Genomic DNA, 19,960 nt, shown 5'->3' on the forward strand with positions numbered 1-19,960 from the left:
CTTAAGGCTCTTGTCTGCACGCAACGCAATAGTGGTGTGACCTTGCGGTTGAACCGTGAGTGATGGAGTTCACTGAATGCTTTCTCTTCCTGGAACCCATGCCAAGGCGGTTCTAGCCGCTCTTGGTCGTTCTCTGGCGATTATCGAATTTGACACTTCTGGAAAAATCCTGTCTGCGAATGAGAATTTCTGCGCCGCGATGGGTTACACAGCCGATGAGTTGATCGGCAAGCACCACAGCATGTTTTGCGAACCGTCCTACGCAAACAGCGATGATTACCGGCAGTTCTGGAAAAATCTCGCGGCTGGCCGTTTCGACAAGCGTCAGTATAAGCGGATCGCCAATGGCGGACAGGAAGTCTGGATCGAGGCCTCCTACAATCCGGTCATGGCCGGCGGCAGCGTCAAGAGCGTCGTCAAGCTTGCAACCGTCATCACCGAAACGAAGCGGAAAGCGTCCGAAGATGCCGGGAAGCTGGAGGCGATTTCGCGTGTGCAGGCCATCATCGAATTCACCCCGACCGGCGACATCATCACGGCGAACCAGAATTTCCTCGATGCCGTCGGCTACAAACTTGAAGAAATTCAGGGAAAGCATCACCGCATTTTCTGCGAAGACAGCGTCCGCAACGATCCGTCCTACAATGAATTCTGGAAGACTCTGGCTGGCGGCACATTTACCGCAGCCGAGTACAAGCGCTTGAGTAAAAGCGGCAAGCCGATCTGGATCCAAGCATCCTACAATCCGATCTTCGATGAGAACGGCAAGGTGTTCAAGATCGTCAAATACGCGACCGACGTGACCGATCGCGTTGTGGCTGTGGACGATCTTGCCGCCAGCCTGACGGCATTGTCGAATGGTGACCTGACAGGCACGATCTCCGTACCCTTTACCCCGACGCTGGAAAAAGTTCGCCACGATCTAAACGCCTCGCTGGAAAAGCTTCAAGGCGCAATGCGCGATGTGGCGAAAAGCACCAGCAGCATTACCATGGGTGCGCGTGAAATCAGCGACGCCACCGACAACCTCGCGCGGCGTACCGAACAGCAGGCGGCGGCACTTGAACAAACCTCGGCGGCATTGCACGAGATCACTCGCACCGTGGCGCAAAACGCCGAGCGTGCCGAAGAATCAGGCCGCCTCGTTGCCAATACGAAGGCTGATGCGGAACAGTCGGGCCTCATCGTCGGCAAGGCAATCGATGCCATGGGCCGCATCTCGCAATCCTCCAACGAGATCGGCAACATCATCGGCGTCATCGATGACATTGCCTTCCAGACCAACCTGCTTGCACTGAACGCCGGTGTCGAAGCGGCACGCGCCGGAGAAGCCGGCAAGGGCTTTGCGGTCGTGGCGCAGGAAGTGCGTGAATTGGCGCAACGCTCGGCCAATGCGGCAAAAGAAATCAAGACGCTGATCAACACCTCCGCCTCGCAGGTAAAGGAAGGCGTCGATCTCGTCGGCGAGACCGGCAACGCGCTGAGCAAGATCGTCGGCCAGGTGGCGGAGATCGACACCAATGTCGCGGCGATCGTCGAGACGGCGCATGACCAGGCCAACGGCATCAAGGAAATCAACCACGCCGTTGAAGCCATGGACACCAACACTCAGCAAAATGCCGCGATGGTGGAGCAGACGACCGGCTCCAGCCACGGCCTCGCGCATGAAGCGCATGTCCTGCACGAACTTCTCGCGCAATTTAGATTTGAGAAACATTCTTCTGTTACGAATCAACCAGTGAAGCTGGAACAAAGAACGCCCGTTGCGCGCGCTCCGGAGAGGAAGCCGAAACCCGCGGTCTACGCGACATCCGGTTCTCTTGCTCTGGCTCCGACACAAAAGGATTGGGAAGAATTCTGATGGCAATGATCAACTCGACAAACTTCGGCGGCGAAACCCTCGAAATCATAGCGTTTCGTCTTCACGATCAGGAATTCTGCGTCAAGACGACCACGATCCGCGAAATCCGCGGCTGGGCACCGTCCACGCCCATCCCGCATGCTCCACCGGATGTGATCGGCGTCATGAACCTGCGCGGCTCGGTCATTCCGATCATCGATCTGGCTTACAAGCTTGGCATGACGAGCACGGTTGCCAATGAGCGCAGCGCCATCGTCGTTGCCGAAGTGCACAACATGGTCATCGGCATGCTGGTCGACCGCGTCTCCGACATTCTGACCATCCCGGCGAGCCAGGTTCAACCGGTTCCGGAAGTTTCCGCCTCCTTCGACAAGTCCTTCTCCGAAGGCATCATTGCCAACGAGCATGGCATGATCTGCTTCCTGAACCTCGCCAAGATGTTCAAGGGAACCGATATGGATGAACTGGCCGCCTGATCGGCACCTCATCTTCAAGACCAATCATCAAAGCCGTGCGGACAGCTCCGCGCGGCTTTTTGCTTTTCCCTGGAGGCCTTGCGGAGCGAGACACCGGATTGATCCCGCTGACCTCCGAAGCCATCACCGCACCACACAAGAGTATTTTCTACACGTCATTATTGCGCTCGCGCTAAGAAAGAAACTTTTAATATTAATTTGCTCTAATACACTTAGACGAGCGCATAATCGATCCGGCCGATGCGCAAGTAACGGGCGTTCTTGTGCTCAGTTAACCAGGAGCACGACCTCAACATTTCGGCTGTCCTGGAGAAGAAAATGTTTTGGCTGGTAAAGAGCGCAGACAAGACCAATGTTTTAAAGGCATTCTCCGCATCGCAAGCCGTGATCGAATTCGATCTGCACGGCAATGTGCTGGATGCAAACGCGAATTTCTGTGCTGCACTGGGCTATGAACTGTCCGACATCGTGGGAAAGCACCACCGGATCTTTTGTGATCAGGACTTTGTCACCTCCCCAGACTACCGTGACTTCTGGAGCGCGCTTGCGTCAGGTTCCTTCAAGACCGGCGAGTTCAAGCGGCTGCGCAAAGACGGGCGAGAAATCTGGATCGAGGCGTCCTACAATCCCGTCTTTCGCGGCAACAAGCCCTACAAGGTGGTGAAGATCGCCAGCGACATCACGCAGAAGAAGCTGAAGGCAAAAGAGGATAACAGCAAGCTGGAGGCGATCTCCCGCTCCCAGGCGGTCATCGAGTTCACACCAGCAGGCGACATCATCACCGCCAACGAAAATTTCTGTCGTACTCTGGGCTATGGCTTAAACGATATCCAGGGCCGTCATCACCGCATGTTCTGCGAGCAAGCCTATGCCACCTCGGAGGCCTATCGCGATTTCTGGCGACGGCTGGCCTCCGGTGAATTCATCTCCGACGAGTTCGTCCGATTTGGCAAGGATGGCAAAGAGGTCTGGATCCAGGCAGCCTACAATCCTATCCTTGACGACAGGGGCGCGGTGGTGAAGGTGGTGAAATTTGCCACCGACGTGACACCACGCATGAGCGCGATCTCGACTCTCGGCCTGGCACTGCGCGCACTCGCTGAAGGCAATCTGCGCCAGAGGCTCGACACCCCATTCGTGCCCAGCATGGAGAAGCTCAGAAGCGACTTCAACGAGGTCATCGAGAAGCTGCGCATTACGATGCAGACCGTGGCGCAGAACTCGGAGATCATCGCCTCCGGCTCGGCAGAGATCCGTGTCGCCGCAGACCAGCTTGCGCAGCGCACGGAGCAGCAGGCCGCCTCTCTGGAGGAGAGCGCCGCAGCGCTCGAGGAAATCACCACCACGGGCGCGGACGCCAGCCAGCGGGCCGATGAGGCGGGCCGCCTCGTCAGCGCGACGAAGGCGAACGCCGAGCGCTCCGGTGAGATCGTTCAACGTGCCATCGCCGCCATGGACGCCATCTCCCATTCCGCCGGTGAAATCACCAACATCATCACCGTCATCGACAGTATCGCCTTTCAGACAAACCTTCTGGCGCTGAATGCTGGCGTTGAGGCGGCGCGCGCGGGCGAGTCCGGCAAGGGTTTTGCTGTCGTGGCGCAGGAGGTGCGCGATCTTGCCCAACGCTCCGCCGCAGCGGCCAAGGAGATCAGGCAACTGATCAATGCATCAGGCGCGCATGTGGCGCGCGGTGTGGGGCTGGTGGGCGAAACGGGCGAGGCCCTGAAGGATATCGCATCCCAGGTCGAGTTGATCGACACCAACGTGGCGGCCATTGTCGAAGCGGCACGCGAACAGGCGTCAGGCCTCAGCGAAATCAACAACGCCGTCAACCTCATGGACCAGGCCACGCAGAAGAACGCCGCCATGGTGGAAGAGACGACGGCAGCCAGCCATGGGCTTGCACGTGAGGCGGAGACGCTCCGCCAACTCCTGACACAGTTTGATGTGGGATTCGCGACCGGAGCCCCGGCTGCTGCGCCTGCTCCTGCCCGAGAGGTCTTCACAGCTGTGAGACCCGCGCCGGCTCGACGCCATGGTTCAGCGGCACCGGCCGTCGTTGCCGCGGAATGGACGGAGTTCTGAAGGCCGACAGCATCTGGGCGAAAATCGCATCCGATTTGCGGAAAGCTCAACGCGCCGATCAACGAAGATAGAGCATCCTTTGTGCGTCCAATAGCACGCGCGGCGCTCTGATTGTCCCTGAGATAGGATGTGACATAAGCCGGGTGACGTCATCGGCCTGAAAGCCGTCGGGAACGTCGACAGTCGCATTCGACGCCCTGTAGCTATTTATGCTGCGCTGGATATTTCCACCGTTGAGAGCGGCGCGCCAACATAAAAAAAAGCGGTCACCAGGACCGCTTTTTTCTCATTTCCTATGTGGACGGGTGCTCGCGCGACCCCGCCCGGTCCTTTCAAGCGGCGACGAGAACCTCGTGCAGGTTCGTCAGCTCGTAAAGGTGCTTTTCCAGCTTCGTCAGGTGATCGTGATGGTGGTTGCCTTCCTCGATCTCCGAACGGGCCGTCGCGATGCGCTTCTGCAGATCATCGGGGCTCATGTCGTCAGCCGAGACGGCCGACTCTGCAAGCAGCGTGCAGCCGGTTGGCAGGATGTCGGCAAAACCGCCGAACACCACATATTTGTGGGTTTCGCCGGACGCCGTCTTTACCCGCACGATGCCGGGCTTGATCGTGGTCATGACCGGCGCATGGTTTACCAGAACCGTCATTTCGCCTTCCGTCGCCGGAATCACGACCTCGCTGACCGTCTCGGAAACTAAGAGACGCTCAGGAGAAACAAGTTCGAATTTGAAAGTGTCGGCCATGGCTATTCACTTCTTCTGATTGCGCGACAGACGATGTCGCGGGGGGCAACGGCGCGCGGCGAAAAACCGCGCACCAGTTCAATCACATCAAGCGGCTTCGCCAGCCAGCTTCTTTGCCTTCTCGATGGCTTCGTCCATGGAGCCGACCATGTAGAATGCCGCTTCCGGCAGGTGGTCGTACTCGCCGTTGACGAGACCCTTGAAGCCCTTGATCGTGTCTTCGAGAGCCACGAGCTTGCCCGGAGAACCGGTGAAGACTTCGGCAACGAAGAACGGCTGGGACAGGAAGCGCTCGATCTTACGGGCGCGGGCAACCGACAGCTTGTCTTCTTCCGACAGTTCATCCATGCCGAGGATGGCGATGATGTCCTGAAGAGCCTTGTAGCGCTGCAGGGTCGACTGAACCTTACGAGCCACTTCGTAGTGCTCTTCGCCAACGATCAGCGGGTCGAGCATGCGCGAGGTGGAGTCGAGCGGGTCAACAGCCGGGTAGATACCCTTTTCGGCGATCGAGCGCGACAGAACCGTCGTTGCGTCCAGGTGGGCGAACGAGGTTGCAGGTGCCGGGTCGGTCAAGTCGTCGGCGGGAACGTAAATGGCCTGAACCGAGGTGATCGAACCCTTGGTCGTGGTGGTAATGCGTTCCTGCATCTGGCCCATGTCCGTGGCAAGCGTCGGCTGATAACCAACTGCAGACGGGATACGGCCGAGCAGAGCGGACACTTCCGAGCCAGCCTGCGTGAAGCGGAAGATGTTGTCCACGAAGAACAGAACGTCCTGGCCTTCGTCACGGAAGTTTTCAGCGATCGTCAGACCGGTCAGAGCAACGCGGGCACGTGCGCCTGGCGGCTCGTTCATCTGGCCGTAAACGAGAGCAGCCTTTGAGCCTTCGCCACCGCCGTGCTTGTTCACGCCGGACTCGATCATTTCGTGGTAAAGGTCGTTACCTTCACGGGTACGCTCACCCACACCTGCGAAGACGGAGTAACCGCCATGCGCCTTGGCGACGTTGTTGATGAGTTCCATGATCAGAACCGTCTTGCCGACGCCAGCGCCGCCGAACAGGCCGATCTTGCCGCCCTTTGCGTAAGGTGCCAGCAGGTCGACGACCTTGATGCCGGTGACGAGGATTTCCGATTCCGTCGACTGGTCGACGTAGGCAGGGGCTTCCTGGTGGATAGAGCGCTTGGTTGCCGTGTTCAGCGGACCAGCTTCGTCAACCGGCTCGCCGATGACGTTCATGATACGGCCGAGCGTCTCAAGACCAACCGGAACCGAAATCGGCGAACCGGTGTTAGCCACCGGCTGGCCACGAACCAGACCTTCGGTCGAGTCCATCGCGATCGTACGAACGACGTTTTCGCCAAGGTGCTGCGCAACTTCGAGAACAAGGCGGTTGCCGTTGTTGTCGGTTTCGAGCGCGTTCAGGATCGCCGGCAGTTCGCCTTCGAACGCAACGTCCACGACAGCGCCGATAACCTGCGTAACCTTGCCGGTAGCGCCCTGGGTCGCTGCGGTCTTAATGGGGGTAGCTGCCTGAGCCATTATCCTTACCCTCTTTCCTTACCTCAGAGCGCTTCCGCGCCCGAAATGATTTCGATGAGTTCCTTGGTGATCTGAGCCTGACGCTGACGGTTGTAGGAGAGCGTCAACTTGTGGATCATTTCACCGGCATTGCGGGTTGCGTTGTCCATCGCGCTCATCTTTGCACCCATTTCGCCAGCCACGTTTTCCAGCAGTGCGCGGAAAACCTGAACGGAAATGTTGCGCGGAATGAGGTCTTCCAGAATGGAGGCCGCATCCGGCTCGTATTCGTAGATCGCCGTGTTGCTGGTCGCTGCCTGTTCGACCGTCGGAACAGCAGCCGGGATCAGCTGGAGGCCGGTCGGGATCTGGCTGATCACGGACTTGAACTCCGAATAGATCAGCGTGCAGACATCGAACTCGCCAGCGTTGAAACGGGCAATGATGTTCTTGGCGATCGTATCGGCATTGGCAAAGCCCACCCGCTTCACGTCACGCAGTTCAATGCGCTCGATGATGTTGGACGAGAATTCGCGACGCAGGCTGTCATAGCCCTTCTTGCCGACCGTGATGATCTTGACCGTCTTACCCTGCGCCATCAGCTTGCGGGCTTGATCGCGGGCAAAGCGGGAAATCTGTGAGTTGAAACCGCCGCAAAGACCGCGCTCGGCCGTGCAGACGACGAGCAGATGCACATCGTCCTTGCCGGTTCCGGTCATCAGCGCCGGAGCGACATCGGCTTCCACCGCCTGAGCGATGTTGGCCAGCACGGCGCTCATGCGCTGCGAGTAAGGGCGGGCGGCCTCCGCAGCTTCCTGGGCGCGCCGAAGCTTCGCCGCGGCGACCATTTTCATCGCCTTGGTTATCTTCTGCGTCGCCTTTACGGAGGCAATGCGGTTTTTCAGATCCTTTAGTGAAGGCATCCGTTATCCGTCCCAGTCAGAGCCTAATCAGGAGAAAGACTTGGCGAAGTTATCGAGAGCAGCCTTGAGCTTGCCCTTGGTATCGTCGCTGATAGCCTTTTCCGTGCGGATGGTGTCGAGGATCGCCTTGCCTTCGGAATGAAGGTAGGAGAGCAGACCCTGTTCGAACTTGCCGATCTGGTTGACCGCGACCTTATCGAGGTAGCCATTGACGCCAGCGAAGATCACCGCAACCTGCTCTTCCGTCTTGAGCGGAGAGAACTGCGGCTGCTTCAGAAGCTCGGTCAGACGCGCACCACGGTTCAGCAGGCGCTGGGTGGAGGCATCGAGATCCGAACCGAACTGGGCGAATGCTGCCATTTCACGATACTGGGCAAGTTCACCCTTGATCGAGCCGGCAACCTGCTTCATGGCCTTGATCTGAGCGGCAGAACCAACGCGCGAAACCGACAGACCGACGTTAACAGCCGGACGGATACCCTGATAGAACAGGTCGGTTTCGAGGAAGATCTGGCCGTCGGTGATCGAGATCACGTTGGTCGGAATGAAGGCGGAAACGTCGTTGCCCTGGGTTTCGATGACCGGCAGAGCCGTCAGCGAACCGGAACCCATTTCGTCGCTCATCTTGGCAGCGCGCTCGAGAAGACGCGAGTGCAGATAGAAAACGTCGCCAGGGTAAGCTTCGCGGCCCGGAGGACGACGCAGAAGAAGCGACATCTGACGGTAGGCGACAGCCTGCTTGGAAAGATCGTCATAGGCGATCAGGGCATGCTTGCCGTTGTCACGGAAGTATTCGCCCATGGCGCAACCGGCAAACGGAGCCAGGAACTGCATCGGAGCAGCGTCGGATGCGGTTGCCGCGATGATGATGGAGTATTGCAGAGCGCCACGCTCTTCCAGAACCTTGACGAACTGGGCAACGGTCGAACGCTTCTGGCCGACGGCGACGTAGACGCAGTACAGCTTGTCGTTGTCCGGGCCGTTGTCGTGGATCGGCTTCTGGTTCAGGAACGTGTCGAGAATGATGGCGGTCTTGCCGGTCTGGCGGTCGCCGATGACGAGCTCGCGCTGGCCACGACCAACCGGGATCAGAGCGTCAATAGCCTTGAGGCCGGTCGACATCGGCTCATGAACCGACTTGCGCGGAATGATGCCAGGAGCCTTGACGTCGACGCGGCGGCGTTCAGTCGCATTGATCGGGCCCTTGCCGTCGATCGGGTTGCCGAGAGCGTCAACGACGCGGCCGAGCAGCTCAGGACCGACAGGAACGTCAACGATCGCGCCGGTGCGCTTGACGATGTCGCCTTCCTTGATGTCACGGTCGGAACCGAAAATAACAACACCGACATTGTCGGCTTCAAGGTTCAGCGCCATGCCGCGAATGCCGCCGGGGAACTCGACCATTTCACCAGCCTGGACATTGTCGAGGCCGTAAACGCGAGCAATACCGTCACCAACGGACAGAACCTGGCCGACTTCGGAGACTTCCGCCTCGTTGCCGAAATTTTTGATTTGATCTTTCAGAATTGCGGAAATTTCCGCGGCGCGGATATCCATCAGCCAACCTCTTTCAGTGCAAGCTTAAGGGTGGAAAGTTTGGTGCGAAGAGACGTATCGATCTGGCGTGAACCGACCTTAACGATGAGACCGCCAAGCAGGGAGGGATCAACCGTAAGATCGATCGTCACATCCTTGCCGGTCACACTCTTGAGCGCCGCTTTCAGTTCAGTTTCCTGCGCTTCATCGAGCGCATGCGCCGAAGTAACTTCGGCAACAATTTCGCCGCGGTGAGCAGCAGCAGTGGTACGGTAGGAGGCAATCATGCCGGGAACGGCAAACAGGCGGCGGTTATTGGCCACGACCTTAAGGAAATTGGCAGCAAGACCGGAAATGCCAGCCTTTTCAGCGATGGCCGAGATGGCCTTCGACTGATCTTCCGCAGAGAAGACCGGGCTCACAACCAGACGCTTCAAGTCGTCACTTTCATCGAGCAAGGCCTGAAACCTGTCGAGATCGGCACCGACTGCCTCAACAACACCCGCTTCCAAGGCAAGCTCGAAAAGCGAAGACGCATACCTTTCCGCTACACCGGATGTTCCATGGGAGGTATCTGCCACGGGCAATTTTTCCCTGCTATTCATCCAAGAAAACGCAGCCGAGCGATCGGCTTCGTCAAATTCTTGAATTCGTTTCAATTTCCCCGAAAAAGGCTGGAATTCCCCCCTGCCTTATCTCGATTTCGCGGTCCGTCTAGCATAGGACGCCGGGACTCGCAACACGCGTAATAGCGGAAACCTTCTTTTGGGCAAGGGGGAATGCCGTTTAATTTTCCCAATGACGCGCTTGTGACGCTGATACCGGAAAGAAATGCTTCAAATCGTACATTAGACCAGTCCGAAGACATACATCAGCGGAAGAGCAGCGAGCGCGGCATGCACAACCAGAAGTAAAGAATTGCGGATCGTTGCGCCTCCATCGGAGAGGATGGAGAGCAGCGCGCCGAAAGAGGCAAGCGCGAATGCGCCACCAAAGGCAAGGTAGACCATCGGCTGGGCGAGAAGCAGTGCCGACGCGCCAAGACCGAGATAGAAACCGGCAAGGCAAGAGCGGATCAGCACCAGCCCGTCACGACGTTCGCCCGCCACCTGCAGGCCGAAGAGGCGAAAGGTGATCATCGGCGCAAACATCACCACCAGGCCGATCAGCGACGACACAACCGCTGCAAAAAAAGCTAGCTGCTCACCGAGTTCTGTCGGAAAGTAAAACTCCATTATTGCGCCCCCAAATTGCGAATCCCTTGGCCGCCTTATGCCATGACAGGAACGATGCCGAAAGATGGTTGCGTCCGACCCCGTCACAGGAAGCTTTGCGGATCGATATCGGTCTGTACATGGATGGAGCCGCGCTCCTTCGGGCCATTGGTGATCATCGCCCGCAGGAAGGACTGCATGTCGGAATTGCGCTTGCCATGCACCAGAAGCCGGAAACGGTGCCGCCCGCGGATGAGTGCCAGCGGCGCTTCCGCCGGACCAAGCAGCATGATGCCCGGCGCTTGCGGCGCGGAGGCGCGAAGCGCACGCGCATGGGTTTCTGCTTCCGCCCTGCTATCAGCCGACACGATGATGGAGGCAAGGCGTCCAAAGGGCGGCAGCATCGCCTTTTCCCGCTCGATGATCTCGCGGTCGTAGAAGGCCTCAGCATCGCCCGACACGATCGCCTGCATCACCGGATGCTGCGGCTGATAGGTCTGCAGCAGGCCATGGCTCTTGCGCCCGGTGCGCCCGGCGCGGCCCGTCACCTGCGACAGAAGTTGGAAGGTGCGCTCTGCCGCCCGCGGATCGCCATTTGCCAGCCCGAGATCGGCATCGACAATGCCGACCAGCGTCATCAGCGGGAAATTGTGGCCCTTGGCGACGAGCTGCGTACCGATGACGATATCCGCCTCACCCTTTACGATCGCTTCCAATTCCAGCCGCAGGCGCTTCACGCCCATCAGGTCGGAGGACAGCACGATGGTGCGGGCTTCAGGGAAATGCTTCTCGACCTCTTCGGCGATGCGCTCGACGCCCGGACCACAGGCCGCGAGATGATCGAAGGTCCCGCATTCCGGGCAATGATCCGGGGTCGGTTCGCTATAGCCGCATTGATGGCACTGGAGTTGGCTGCGGAAGCGATGCTCCACCAGCCAGCTTGAGCACTGCGGGCACTGGAAGCGATGGCCGCACACCCGGCAAAGCGTCAGGGGTGCGTAGCCACGTCGATTGAGGAAAAGCAGAGCCTGCTCGCCCTTCTCGATCGTCTTGGCAATGCCGCGCAGCAGGACAGGAGAGAGGAAGCCGCCACGTTCGGGCGGGTGGCGGCGCATATCGACCAGATGCAGATCCGGCATCGCCGCATCGCCAAAGCGTGTATGAAGATGAATGGTATTGTAACGACCGGAATTGCCGTTGACCTGGCTTTCCACCGATGGCGTGGCCGAAACCAGCACGATGGGAAAATCGCCAATCCGAGCCCGCACCACTGCCATGTCGCGCGCATTATAGAAGACACGATCTTCCTGCTTGTAGGCTGGATCATGCTCTTCATCGACGATGATGAGGCCGAGATTGTCGAAAGGCAGGAAGAGTGCCGAACGCGCACCCGCAACCACTCTCACCTCACCCGTCACCGCTTGCCGCCAGACCCGTTCGCGCATGCGCGGCGAGACATCCGAATGCCACTCTGCCGGGCGCGAGCCGAATCGATCCTGAAACCGGTCGAGAAAGGCGGCGGTCAGAGCGATTTCCGGCAAAAGGATCAACACCTGCTTGCCTTGGCGCAAAGTCTCGGCAACCGCTTCGAAGTAGACTTCCGTCTTGCCAGACCCCGTCACGCCATCGATCAGCGAAACGGCAAAGCCACCCTTGCGCACATCCTCCAGAATTTCGGAGGCCGCTTGCCTTTGCGGCCCTTCCAGTCGCGCTGGCGAATATTCGGGGTCAGGCTCCGCCACCACCGGCGGCGCTGGCAGGAAGACGGTCTCGAACACACCCTGCTTGGCAAGACCCTCGACCACGCTGGTGGAAACACCCGCCGCATGGGCAAGGCCGCTCCGCGTCCAGCCATGGCCTTCGCCGGCAAGCTCGATCACCCGTTCGCGTGCAGGGGTCAGCCGTTCCGGCCGGGCTTCGGTCAGCCGCAATCCTTCGACCATCGGCTCGGGATCGAAGGCGGCGGGCGCCCGCAATGCCATCTTCGCCACCAGTCCGGGCGGAGAGAGCGTATAGGAGGCCACCCAATCGATGAAGCGACGCATTTCTTCGCGAAGCGGCGGGCAGTCGAATGTCTTTGTGATCGGACGAAGCTTCTTGGGATCGACGGGCGGCCCGTCATTCTTGTCCCACACCACGCCGATGACCTGTCTGGGACCAAGCGGTACCTGCACGATGGAGCCAGGCTCCACCACCATATCCTCCGGCACGCCATAGCTATAGGGCCCGGGCGCCGGCATCGGCACCAGAACGGGAACGGCGATGGTTGGCCCGCCACTACCGGGCTTCACGCCGCCGGAGGTCGGGCCAAACAGAGCCCCGAAAAGATCGGTCGAATCGTCTGCCATGGTTGCGGCGACATTGTCCTTTAGGAAACGAAAAGGGAACCTCTATAGCATCGTTGCGGAAATCGGAACGGTTTTCACACATATCATGATCGGAGCTTCCCACCGCGTTATCGCGCCTTTAACCAAATACTGACCGCGTGAGCCTATGATGAATGCCCAAAGACAAAGGGATGCATGACGTGGACGAAATTCTCACCTTTGCCGATCCGGACCTTCTAGAAAAGCGCCGGGAATGGCTGGCTGCTCTGGAAGACGAGCGGCGTCTGTCAGAGCACACGCTGGATGCCTATGAGCGCGACACGCGCCAGTTCCTGATCTTCATGACCGGCTATAACGGCCATCCGGCCCGCATCAAGGATATCGAAAATCTCCGCGCCACCGATCTGCGCGCCTTTCTAGCCGCCCGCCGCAAGGAGGGAACCGGCGCGCGATCGCTTGGCCGAAACCTCGCGGGCCTGCGCTCGCTCCTGCGCTTTCTGGAAAAGACCGGGCTCGTCAATGCCGCAGGGGCCACTGCCATGCGCGCACCCAAACAGCCAAAGTCCCTGCCCAAACCCTTGACCGATGGTCAGGCGCTCAGGATCACCACGCAGGAAGGGCAACTGGCTGAAGAACCGTGGATCGCAGCGCGCAACGCCGCGGTGCTGGCGCTGCTCTATGGCTGCGGTCTACGCATTTCCGAAGCGCTCGATCTGAAGCCCGGCGATTTTCCAGCAGGTACCAGAAGTCTGCGCGTCATCGGTAAAGGCAAGAAGATGCGCCTCGTGCCGCTGCTGCCCGTCGTGCTGGAGGCGGTGGAAACCTATCGCAAGCTCTGCCCCTATGCGCTCGCCAGCGACGAACCGCTTTTCCTCGGCGCACGCGGCGGCAAGCTCCAGCCGGCGATCATCCAGCGCGAAATGCAGAAGCTTCGCGGCGCCTTCAACCTGCCGGACAATGCCACGCCGCATGCGCTGCGCCATTCCTTCGCCACTCACCTTCTGGCGGGCGGCGGCGATCTTCGCACCATCCAGGAACTCTTGGGCCATGCCAGCCTGTCGACGACGCAGATCTATACCGGTGTCGATACGGCACGGCTCCTCGACATCTACGACAAGGCCCATCCAAGGGCATAATTCTTGTTAACGCTTTGTAAACCATGAGCATTAACCGTCCGTGCAAAGGCGCGCTCCTATAAGCCATAAGGTGCAGACGGAGGTGATTCGATGACCGTTCTCTTGCGGCCGCAAGGCCTGACAGCGCTACTGATGGGCCGGTTCGGCAACGCACTTTTGTGGCTCTTGGCCGCACTGCATCTGGCTGCACTCTCCATTCTGCTGATGACGCTTCTGACCCTCTCGGATGCCAATGCCGCCGAACAACAGGCCGATGCCTGCGGCGGCAGCGACATCCTGGTGGCGATGCAGAAGACCGACCCACAAGCTTACGCAGCCATCGTCGCCGAGGCTTCGAAAATCCCAAATGGCGAAGGCACGCTCTGGAAGATCGAGAAGGATGGCAAGGACCCCTCCTGGCTTCTCGGCACCATGCACCTTGCCGATCCCCGCGTGGTCGATATGCCAAAGGGCGCGAAAGAAGCCTTTGCCAAGGCCAAAACCGTCATCGTCGAGTCCGACGAGATCACCAGCGAGAAGAAGGCAGGCGCCTCGCTTCTTGCCCGCCCTGACTTGACCATGTTTGTCGATGGCAAGTCCATCACCGACATGCTGTCTGCGGACGATGTGGCAAAGCTCGAAACCGGCCTGAAGGCGCGCGGCATTCCGCTGAATGCGGTGATCAAGATGAAGCCCTGGATCCTCTCAAGCTTCGTGGCCCTGCCCGCCTGCGAACTGGCGCGCAAGGCCAAGGGCGCGGAGTTCCTCGACATGAAGCTTGCCAATGATGCGCTGAAAGAGGGCAAGCAACTCGTCGGGCTGGAAACGCTGGTGGAACAGATGAGCGCCCTGTCCGATCTGCCGATGACCTTCCACGTGCAGTCGCTGATCGAGATGCTGCGCATGGGCGACCGGATGCAGGACATCATGGCCACCATGATCGATCTTTATCTGAAGGGCGAGATCGGCATGGTCACGCCGATGATGAAGAGCATTGATCCGGACGAGAACAACAAGGGCGACGATGGTTACGCCGCCTTCGAACAACGGCTGATCACCGACCGCAACCACGTGATGGCAGACCGGGCCGAAAGCCATCTCGATCAGGGCGGCGTCTTCATGGCCGTCGGCGCACTTCATTTGCCCGGCAATGAAGGCGTGATCGAACTTTTGCGGAAGAAGGGCTTTACGCTGACCCGCGTGAACTAAAGCATGTCGCGCAAAAGTGTGCAGCGGTTTTGCGATCACGACATGCGACAAAACAAGGACTTAAAGCGTATGGAGCGAATCTGAAAGATCGCGACGCGCTTTAAACGCGCTCCTAGACCAGAGCGGGACGAACATCCCGGCAAAAGGGCCGCATCGTTGCCGGCACGATGCGCCGGTGAAACGGCCCGACGGCGAGAAGGTACATCCGCCCGAACAGGTTCTTGCGCCGAACCAGAGTGGTCACGCGGACCAAAGTGCCGCCTGTCCTTTCTTCTAGATCCACCACGATCCTGAAATCCAGATGGCGGTCGTCGAAGCCGAGAACCGTGCGCTCCGGTGAAGACGAGATGACAGGAAACCCGCCGGCTGACTCGCCTGCCGCCAGCGCCACCATTTTCAAATCGAAGACTGCGACGATACTGTTGCGAAGCGCCATCAACCCGTTGATCCAAGCCGGCGGATGATCGAGGAGACGCCGAGCGACATCGAGCGAATGCGGCCGGTGGTCGTCCACCTTCCCCTCAAAGCAATCGCGCCAATCCGCGCCCGGCAATATGTCGCTCAAATCTTTCGTCACCAACGCTTCGCCTTCCACCTCGGTGTCCCCAAGAGGGACTATGGTCCTTTTCCCGACGCGCGGATACGCGACAATCCGACGCTGCTGCGACCTCGGCTGGCTCGGCTTCCGCGTGTATTAGCAAGCCGTGTCCGAAAACAGACAGACACACGCAACTATTTGGCGCGCAATACATTTGCGGCATGGGCGCGGTTCGCGTGGGGCATCCGCGCCTGCCTGACAGGCACATATTCAAGTTGTAGATTGAGAGGGAAAACACATGGGCGAAGAACAAGCTTCAGAAGACACAAAGCCTGTGGGGTTGATGGAAGGTGTCAACAAACCCGTATTTTTCTGGTCGGTCGGTCTGACCGCCATCTTCGTTCTGGCCGGCGTCATCTGGCCGCAAGGTTCCGCCAGCGTCTTCAGCGGAGTGCAGTCCTGGATCGTCACCGAACTCGGCTGGATCTACCTGCTGTCAGTGGCAATCTTTCTGATCTTCATGCTCTATCTCGGCTGCTCAAGCTATGGCCGCATCAAGCTTGGCCCGAACCATGCGGACCCGGATTTCAGCTATGGCGCATGGTTCTCCATGCTCTTTGCCGCGGGCATGGGCATCGGGCTCGTCTTCTTCGGTGTCGCCGAACCCATCAAGCACTTTACCGCACCGCCAACCGGGGATCCCGCAACGATCGAGGCGGCGAGAACCGCCATGGAAATCAGCTATTTCCATTGGGGTCTGCATGCCTGGGCCGTTTATGCGGTGATCGGCCTGTCGCTGGCTTACTTCTCCTTCCGCCACGGCCTGCCGCTTACCATGCGGTCCGCTCTCTACCCGCTGATCGGTGACCGCATCTATGGCCCGATCGGCAATGCCGTCGATGTCTTTGCTGTCATCGGCACGCTTTTCGGTGTCGCGACATCGCTTGGGCTCGGCGTGTTGCAGGTCAATGCCGGTTTCAACCATGTTCTCGGCTGGCCGATCAACTTCTGGGTTCAACTGCCGCTCATCGCCATCATCACCGCCATGGCGACCATTTCGGTGGCGACCGGTCTCGACAAGGGCATCAAGTTCCTGTCGAACCTCAACATGCTGATGGCCGTGGCGCTGATGCTCTTCGTCTTCGTCATGGGGCCGACGACCTTCCTGATGCGCGCCTTCGTCCAGAACCTCGGCGCCTATCTCGATCATTTCGTCATGCGCACCTTCTACATGTATGCCTATTCGCCGGACGAAGGTCCGAGCAAATGGCTGGGAAGCTGGACGCTGTTCTATTGGGGCTGGTGGATCGCCTGGTCGCCCTTCGTCGGCATGTTCATTGCCCGCATTTCGCGCGGCCGCACCATCCGCGAATTCATCGCCGGCGTTCTGCTGGTGCCGGCAGGCTTCAGTTTCGCCTGGATGACGGTCTTTGGCGATACCGCGATCGCGTTTCACCTGACAGGCGCCACGACGGCTGTGTCGGACGCCGTTTCGAAGGACGTGACACTGGCGCTCTTCGTGTTCCTCGAGCAGTTCCCCTTGGGTCTCTATGTGTCCTGGTTCGCCATGGCGCTGATCGTCTTCTTCTTCGTCACCGGCGCAGATTCCTCTGCCCTCGTCATCGATACGCTTACATCGGGTGGACGCGAAGATGGACCGGTGGCGCGTCGCGTCTTCTGGGCGATCACGTCGGGCATCATTGGCGCGATCCTTCTTTACGCAGGCGGCCTCGATGCCCTGCAAACCGCCTCGATTGCTGGTGCGCTTCCCTTCACCTTCGTGATGCTCTTGATGTGCTGGGGTCTGTGGAAAGGCTTGCGGCGCGAGGGTGTGCGCCAGGATGCCCTTATCCAGAACTTAAGACCACGCAACGCCATCTCCTGGCAGCGCCAGTTGCAGGGTATTCTCCACCATCCCTCGAAGGCCGAGGGAGAGCGCTTCATGCGTGAGACGGCCACCGATGCACTGCGCGCCGTCGCAACGGAACTTGAAAAGCGCTCGCTGGTCACCACGCTTGCGGAAGAACCCGGCAAGCTGAAGCTGACGGTCGCGCCGGGCCAGCCGGAAGAATTCGTCTATGGTGTGCGCATGCGCCGCTACGAAACCCCGGGCTACAGCTTCTTCGAAAGCCAGAGCAACCGCAAACGCGCCGATTATTACTACCGGGCGGAGATCTACCTTCTCGATGGCGGCCAGAATTATGACGTCATGGAGTTCTCGAAGGACGAACTCATTCAGGATGTGCTCGAGCAATATGAACGGCACTTCCAGTATCTTCACGCCATCAGGGCGTAGCGCGATCTGATCGACGTTCTAAGAGGGGCAAGCCGACGCCGAGCGGCTTGCCCCTTTATAGTTGAGAAGTCCTCAAGCCATGCGCCGCAACAGGTTGGTGCGCCAGAAGAACTGATGGACCAGCACGCCAAGAATGTGGAGCACGATAAGCGCCCAAAGCAGGAGCTTGATCGGCCCGCCATGCAGCTCACCCGCAATATCATTGCCGAAGTAATATTTGCCGATGCCGCTCATCGGCATGAGGATGAAGATCGCGTAAAAGGCCCAGTGCGTGACCTTGGCCACAAGCTTGGCGATCGGCGGCTCGTCCGCAGGTGCCTCCGGCACGCCCTGCACCAGCCGAAGACAGAGCCTCACAAGACAGAGAACCAGAACGGCGATGCCGACATAGGCATGGATATTGGCCGACGAAATATCATCCGGCGTGATCGGCTCACCACGGCGCATCAGCCGGTTCCAATGCTCCATGCCATCGGAAAAAATCAGGTTGAAGAGGATCAGCAGCGCCATCGTCCAATGGAGCGCCTTCTGCGGTATGCTGTAGCCGGTGACCGTCGTTGAACCCATGAGGTTGCTCCATTGTGAGGTTTATGGAGCTCACAATAAAAGCCGCATCAAGAAGGACAAGATGCGGCTTTTGAGCTTACAAAAATGTAATGTTCGGCCCCTGAAAAAACCGAGGGACCGAGTCCGGCGATTACATGTGGATCGGCTTGAAGAAGGTTGCGAGTGCCGCTTCCTTCACCGCTTCCGACATGGTCGGGTGAGCGTGGCAGGTACGACCCAGATCTTCCGACGAGCCGCTGAATTCCATCAGCACGGAGATTTCCTGAATCAGTTCGCCAGCGCCGAAGCCGAGAATGTGGCCACCGAGAACGCGGTCGGTTTCCTTGTCGGCGAGGATCTTGACGAAGCCGTCCGTCACCTGCATGGCGCGCGCGCGGCCATTGGCGGTGAAGGGGAACTTGCCGACCTTGTAGGCAATGCCCGCGGCCTTCAGTTCCTCTTCGGTCTTGCCGACGGAGGCGACTTCCGGCTGGGTGTAGACCACGCCCGGAATGACGTCGTAATTGACGTGACCGTGCTGACCGGCGAGAATTTCGGCAAGCGCCACGCCTTCATCTTCTGCCTTGTGCGCCAGCATCGGGCCCTTGACCACGTCGCCGATGGCATAGATGCCGGCAACATTGGTCTTGTAGTGACCGTCGATTTCGACGCGGCCGCGGCTGTCGAGCGCGACGCCAGACTCAGCAAGACCGAGACCGTCGGTGTAAGGCTTGCGGCCGGTGGAGATCAGAACAACATCGGCTTCCAGCGTTTCGGCTGCGCCGCCCTTGACCGGCTCGAACGTGACCTTGGCGCCAGTGCCGGTCTTTTCGACCGCCGTCACCTTGGCGCCGAGCTTGAAGTCGATGCCCTGCTTGGCAAACAGGCGCTGCGCCTGCTTGGACAGTTCGCCATCCATGCTGCCGAGAATGTTGTCGAGATATTCGACGACGGTGACCTTGGCGCCGAGGCGCTGCCAGACGGAACCGAGTTCGAGACCGATGACACCGCCGCCGACGACGATGAGCTTTTCCGGAACCTTTGGAAGCGCGATTGCGCCGGTCGAGGAGACGATGACCTGCTCGTCGAGATCGACCTGAACGCCTGGAATGCCGGCGACATCCGAACCGGTGGCAATCACGATGTTCTTGGTTTCGAGTTCCTGCACGGAGCCATCTTCAGCGGTGACGGAGACCTTACCGGCGGACACGACCTTGCCGGTGCCCTGGAAGGCATCGATCTTGTTCTTCTTGAACAGGAAGGCCACGCCATCGACATTGGCCTTCACCACGCCGTCCTTGTGCCCCATCATCTTGTTGAGGTTGAGCGTCGGTGCCGCCACTTCGATGCCGAGGCTGTCTATGCCATGGGCAACATGAGCGAACATCTCAGACGCATGCAGCAGAGCCTTGGAAGGAATGCAGCCAACGTTCAGGCAGGTGCCGCCATAGGTGGCGCGCTTCTCGACCACAGCGACCTTGAGACCGAGCTGTGCAGCCTTGACGGCGCAAACATAACCGCCGGGGCCGGTACCGATAACAACTACATCATAAGCCATTTGATT

General features: G+C 59.2%; 16 protein-coding genes. 6 read left to right on the forward strand and 10 right to left on the reverse strand.

Translation table 11 applies throughout. The features are described from left to right. Positions 1 to 76: 76 nt before the first annotated feature. The 3 genes from PVA19_RS15895 (at position 77) to PVA19_RS15905 (ending at position 4,425) form a co-directional block, all read left to right on the forward strand. Complete coding sequence (locus PVA19_RS15895) at positions 77 to 1,861, forward strand: methyl-accepting chemotaxis protein (RefSeq protein ID WP_112359253.1); 1,785 nt, start codon at positions 77 to 79, stop codon at positions 1,859 to 1,861. Then, positions 1,861 to 2,337 (forward strand): chemotaxis protein CheW, encoded by a 477-nt coding sequence (locus PVA19_RS15900; RefSeq protein ID WP_062424868.1) that lies wholly within the window; start codon positions 1,861 to 1,863, stop codon positions 2,335 to 2,337. Before PVA19_RS15895 ends, PVA19_RS15900 begins: the two co-directional genes overlap by 1 nt. A 318-nt stretch (positions 2,338 to 2,655) precedes the next feature. After that, positions 2,656 to 4,425: a methyl-accepting chemotaxis protein gene (locus PVA19_RS15905; RefSeq protein ID WP_274103383.1), complete on the forward strand. Its 1,770-nt coding sequence runs from the start codon at positions 2,656 to 2,658 to the stop codon at positions 4,423 to 4,425. A 332-nt stretch (positions 4,426 to 4,757) separates the two neighbouring features. On the opposite strand, the gene PVA19_RS15910 is transcribed toward PVA19_RS15905, so the two are convergent. The 7 genes from PVA19_RS15910 to PVA19_RS15940 form a co-directional block, all read right to left on the reverse strand. Further along, entirely contained in the window at positions 4,758 to 5,168 is a 411-nt protein-coding gene (locus PVA19_RS15910) for a F0F1 ATP synthase subunit epsilon (RefSeq protein WP_062424870.1), read from the reverse strand. An 87-nt stretch (positions 5,169 to 5,255) separates the two neighbouring features. Then, positions 5,256 to 6,713, reverse strand: a complete 1,458-nt coding sequence (gene atpD / locus PVA19_RS15915) for a F0F1 ATP synthase subunit beta (protein WP_062424871.1) — start codon at positions 6,711 to 6,713, stop codon at positions 5,256 to 5,258. Between the two features lie 23 nt (positions 6,714 to 6,736). Then, positions 6,737 to 7,615: a F0F1 ATP synthase subunit gamma gene (locus PVA19_RS15920; RefSeq protein ID WP_062424872.1), complete on the reverse strand. Its 879-nt coding sequence runs from the start codon at positions 7,613 to 7,615 to the stop codon at positions 6,737 to 6,739. A gap of 27 nt (positions 7,616 to 7,642) precedes the next feature. Beyond that, positions 7,643 to 9,172, reverse strand: coding sequence for a F0F1 ATP synthase subunit alpha (gene atpA, locus PVA19_RS15925; RefSeq protein ID WP_062424873.1), 1,530 nt, complete (start codon positions 9,170 to 9,172; stop codon positions 7,643 to 7,645). Continuing rightward, positions 9,172 to 9,738 (reverse strand): F0F1 ATP synthase subunit delta, encoded by a 567-nt coding sequence (locus PVA19_RS15930; RefSeq protein ID WP_186330269.1) that lies wholly within the window; start codon positions 9,736 to 9,738, stop codon positions 9,172 to 9,174. Before PVA19_RS15930 ends, atpA begins: the two co-directional genes overlap by 1 nt. A gap of 261 nt (positions 9,739 to 9,999) precedes the next feature. Then, complete coding sequence (locus tag PVA19_RS15935; protein WP_062424875.1) at positions 10,000 to 10,386, reverse strand: AGROH133_08824 family phage infection protein; 387 nt, start codon at positions 10,384 to 10,386, stop codon at positions 10,000 to 10,002. Between the two features lie 83 nt (positions 10,387 to 10,469). Beyond that, a complete protein-coding gene (locus PVA19_RS15940) occupies positions 10,470 to 12,713 on the reverse strand; it encodes a primosomal protein N' (RefSeq protein ID WP_274103385.1) in 2,244 nt (747 codons plus the stop codon). 170 nt (positions 12,714 to 12,883) lie between these two features. On the opposite strand from PVA19_RS15940, the gene PVA19_RS15945 reads away from it, so the two are divergent. Continuing rightward, positions 12,884 to 13,828, forward strand: coding sequence for a tyrosine recombinase XerC (locus tag PVA19_RS15945; protein WP_443111649.1), 945 nt, complete (start codon positions 12,884 to 12,886; stop codon positions 13,826 to 13,828). A gap of 90 nt (positions 13,829 to 13,918) precedes the next feature. Continuing rightward, on the forward strand, positions 13,919 to 15,016 hold the full coding sequence (locus PVA19_RS15950; protein WP_274103387.1) for a TraB/GumN family protein: 1,098 nt from the start codon (positions 13,919 to 13,921) through the stop codon (positions 15,014 to 15,016). 112 nt (positions 15,017 to 15,128) lie between these two features. Here PVA19_RS15950 and PVA19_RS15955 read toward each other — a convergent pair whose 3' ends face one another. After that, complete coding sequence (locus tag PVA19_RS15955; RefSeq protein ID WP_274103388.1) at positions 15,129 to 15,593, reverse strand: DUF2867 domain-containing protein; 465 nt, start codon at positions 15,591 to 15,593, stop codon at positions 15,129 to 15,131. 259 nt (positions 15,594 to 15,852) lie between these two features. On the opposite strand from PVA19_RS15955, the gene PVA19_RS15960 reads away from it, so the two are divergent. Next, entirely contained in the window at positions 15,853 to 17,850 is a 1,998-nt protein-coding gene (locus tag PVA19_RS15960; RefSeq protein ID WP_274103389.1) for a BCCT family transporter, read from the forward strand. A gap of 72 nt (positions 17,851 to 17,922) precedes the next feature. Here PVA19_RS15960 and PVA19_RS15965 read toward each other — a convergent pair whose 3' ends face one another. Beyond that, positions 17,923 to 18,417 (reverse strand): cytochrome b, encoded by a 495-nt coding sequence (locus PVA19_RS15965; protein WP_112954608.1) that lies wholly within the window; start codon positions 18,415 to 18,417, stop codon positions 17,923 to 17,925. Between the two features lie 130 nt (positions 18,418 to 18,547). Continuing rightward, the gene (gene lpdA, locus PVA19_RS15970) at positions 18,548 to 19,954 is read right to left on the reverse strand and encodes a dihydrolipoyl dehydrogenase (RefSeq protein WP_274103391.1); all 1,407 of its coding nucleotides are present in this window, start codon (positions 19,952 to 19,954) and stop codon (positions 18,548 to 18,550) included. Between the last annotated feature and the right edge of the window lie 6 nt (positions 19,955 to 19,960).

The organism is Agrobacterium sp. CNPSo 3708 (genome assembly GCF_028674915.1).
Taxonomy (GTDB): domain Bacteria; phylum Pseudomonadota; class Alphaproteobacteria; order Rhizobiales; family Rhizobiaceae; genus Agrobacterium; species Agrobacterium cavarae.

Coding starts and splice junctions, on each gene's coding strand:
- atpA (WP_062424873.1), bottom strand. CDS start 9,172: ATGGATATCCGCGCCGCGGAAATTTCCGCAATTCTGAAAGATCAAATC.
- atpD (WP_062424871.1), bottom strand. CDS start 6,713: ATGGCTCAGGCAGCTACCCCCATTAAGACCGCAGCGACCCAGGGCGCT.
- PVA19_RS15910 (WP_062424870.1), bottom strand. CDS start 5,168: ATGGCCGACACTTTCAAATTCGAACTTGTTTCTCCTGAGCGTCTCTTA.
- PVA19_RS15935 (WP_062424875.1), bottom strand. CDS start 10,386: ATGGAGTTTTACTTTCCGACAGAACTCGGTGAGCAGCTAGCTTTTTTT.
- PVA19_RS15905 (WP_274103383.1), top strand. CDS start 2,656: ATGTTTTGGCTGGTAAAGAGCGCAGACAAGACCAATGTTTTAAAGGCA.
- PVA19_RS15945 (WP_443111649.1), top strand. CDS start 12,884: ATGCATGACGTGGACGAAATTCTCACCTTTGCCGATCCGGACCTTCTA.
- PVA19_RS15940 (WP_274103385.1), bottom strand. CDS start 12,713: ATGGCAGACGATTCGACCGATCTTTTCGGGGCTCTGTTTGGCCCGACC.
- PVA19_RS15900 (WP_062424868.1), top strand. CDS start 1,861: ATGGCAATGATCAACTCGACAAACTTCGGCGGCGAAACCCTCGAAATC.
- PVA19_RS15950 (WP_274103387.1), top strand. CDS start 13,919: ATGACCGTTCTCTTGCGGCCGCAAGGCCTGACAGCGCTACTGATGGGC.
- PVA19_RS15895 (WP_112359253.1), top strand. CDS start 77: ATGCTTTCTCTTCCTGGAACCCATGCCAAGGCGGTTCTAGCCGCTCTT.
- PVA19_RS15965 (WP_112954608.1), bottom strand. CDS start 18,417: ATGGGTTCAACGACGGTCACCGGCTACAGCATACCGCAGAAGGCGCTC.
- lpdA (WP_274103391.1), bottom strand. CDS start 19,954: ATGGCTTATGATGTAGTTGTTATCGGTACCGGCCCCGGCGGTTATGTT.
- PVA19_RS15920 (WP_062424872.1), bottom strand. CDS start 7,615: ATGCCTTCACTAAAGGATCTGAAAAACCGCATTGCCTCCGTAAAGGCG.
- PVA19_RS15960 (WP_274103389.1), top strand. CDS start 15,853: ATGGGCGAAGAACAAGCTTCAGAAGACACAAAGCCTGTGGGGTTGATG.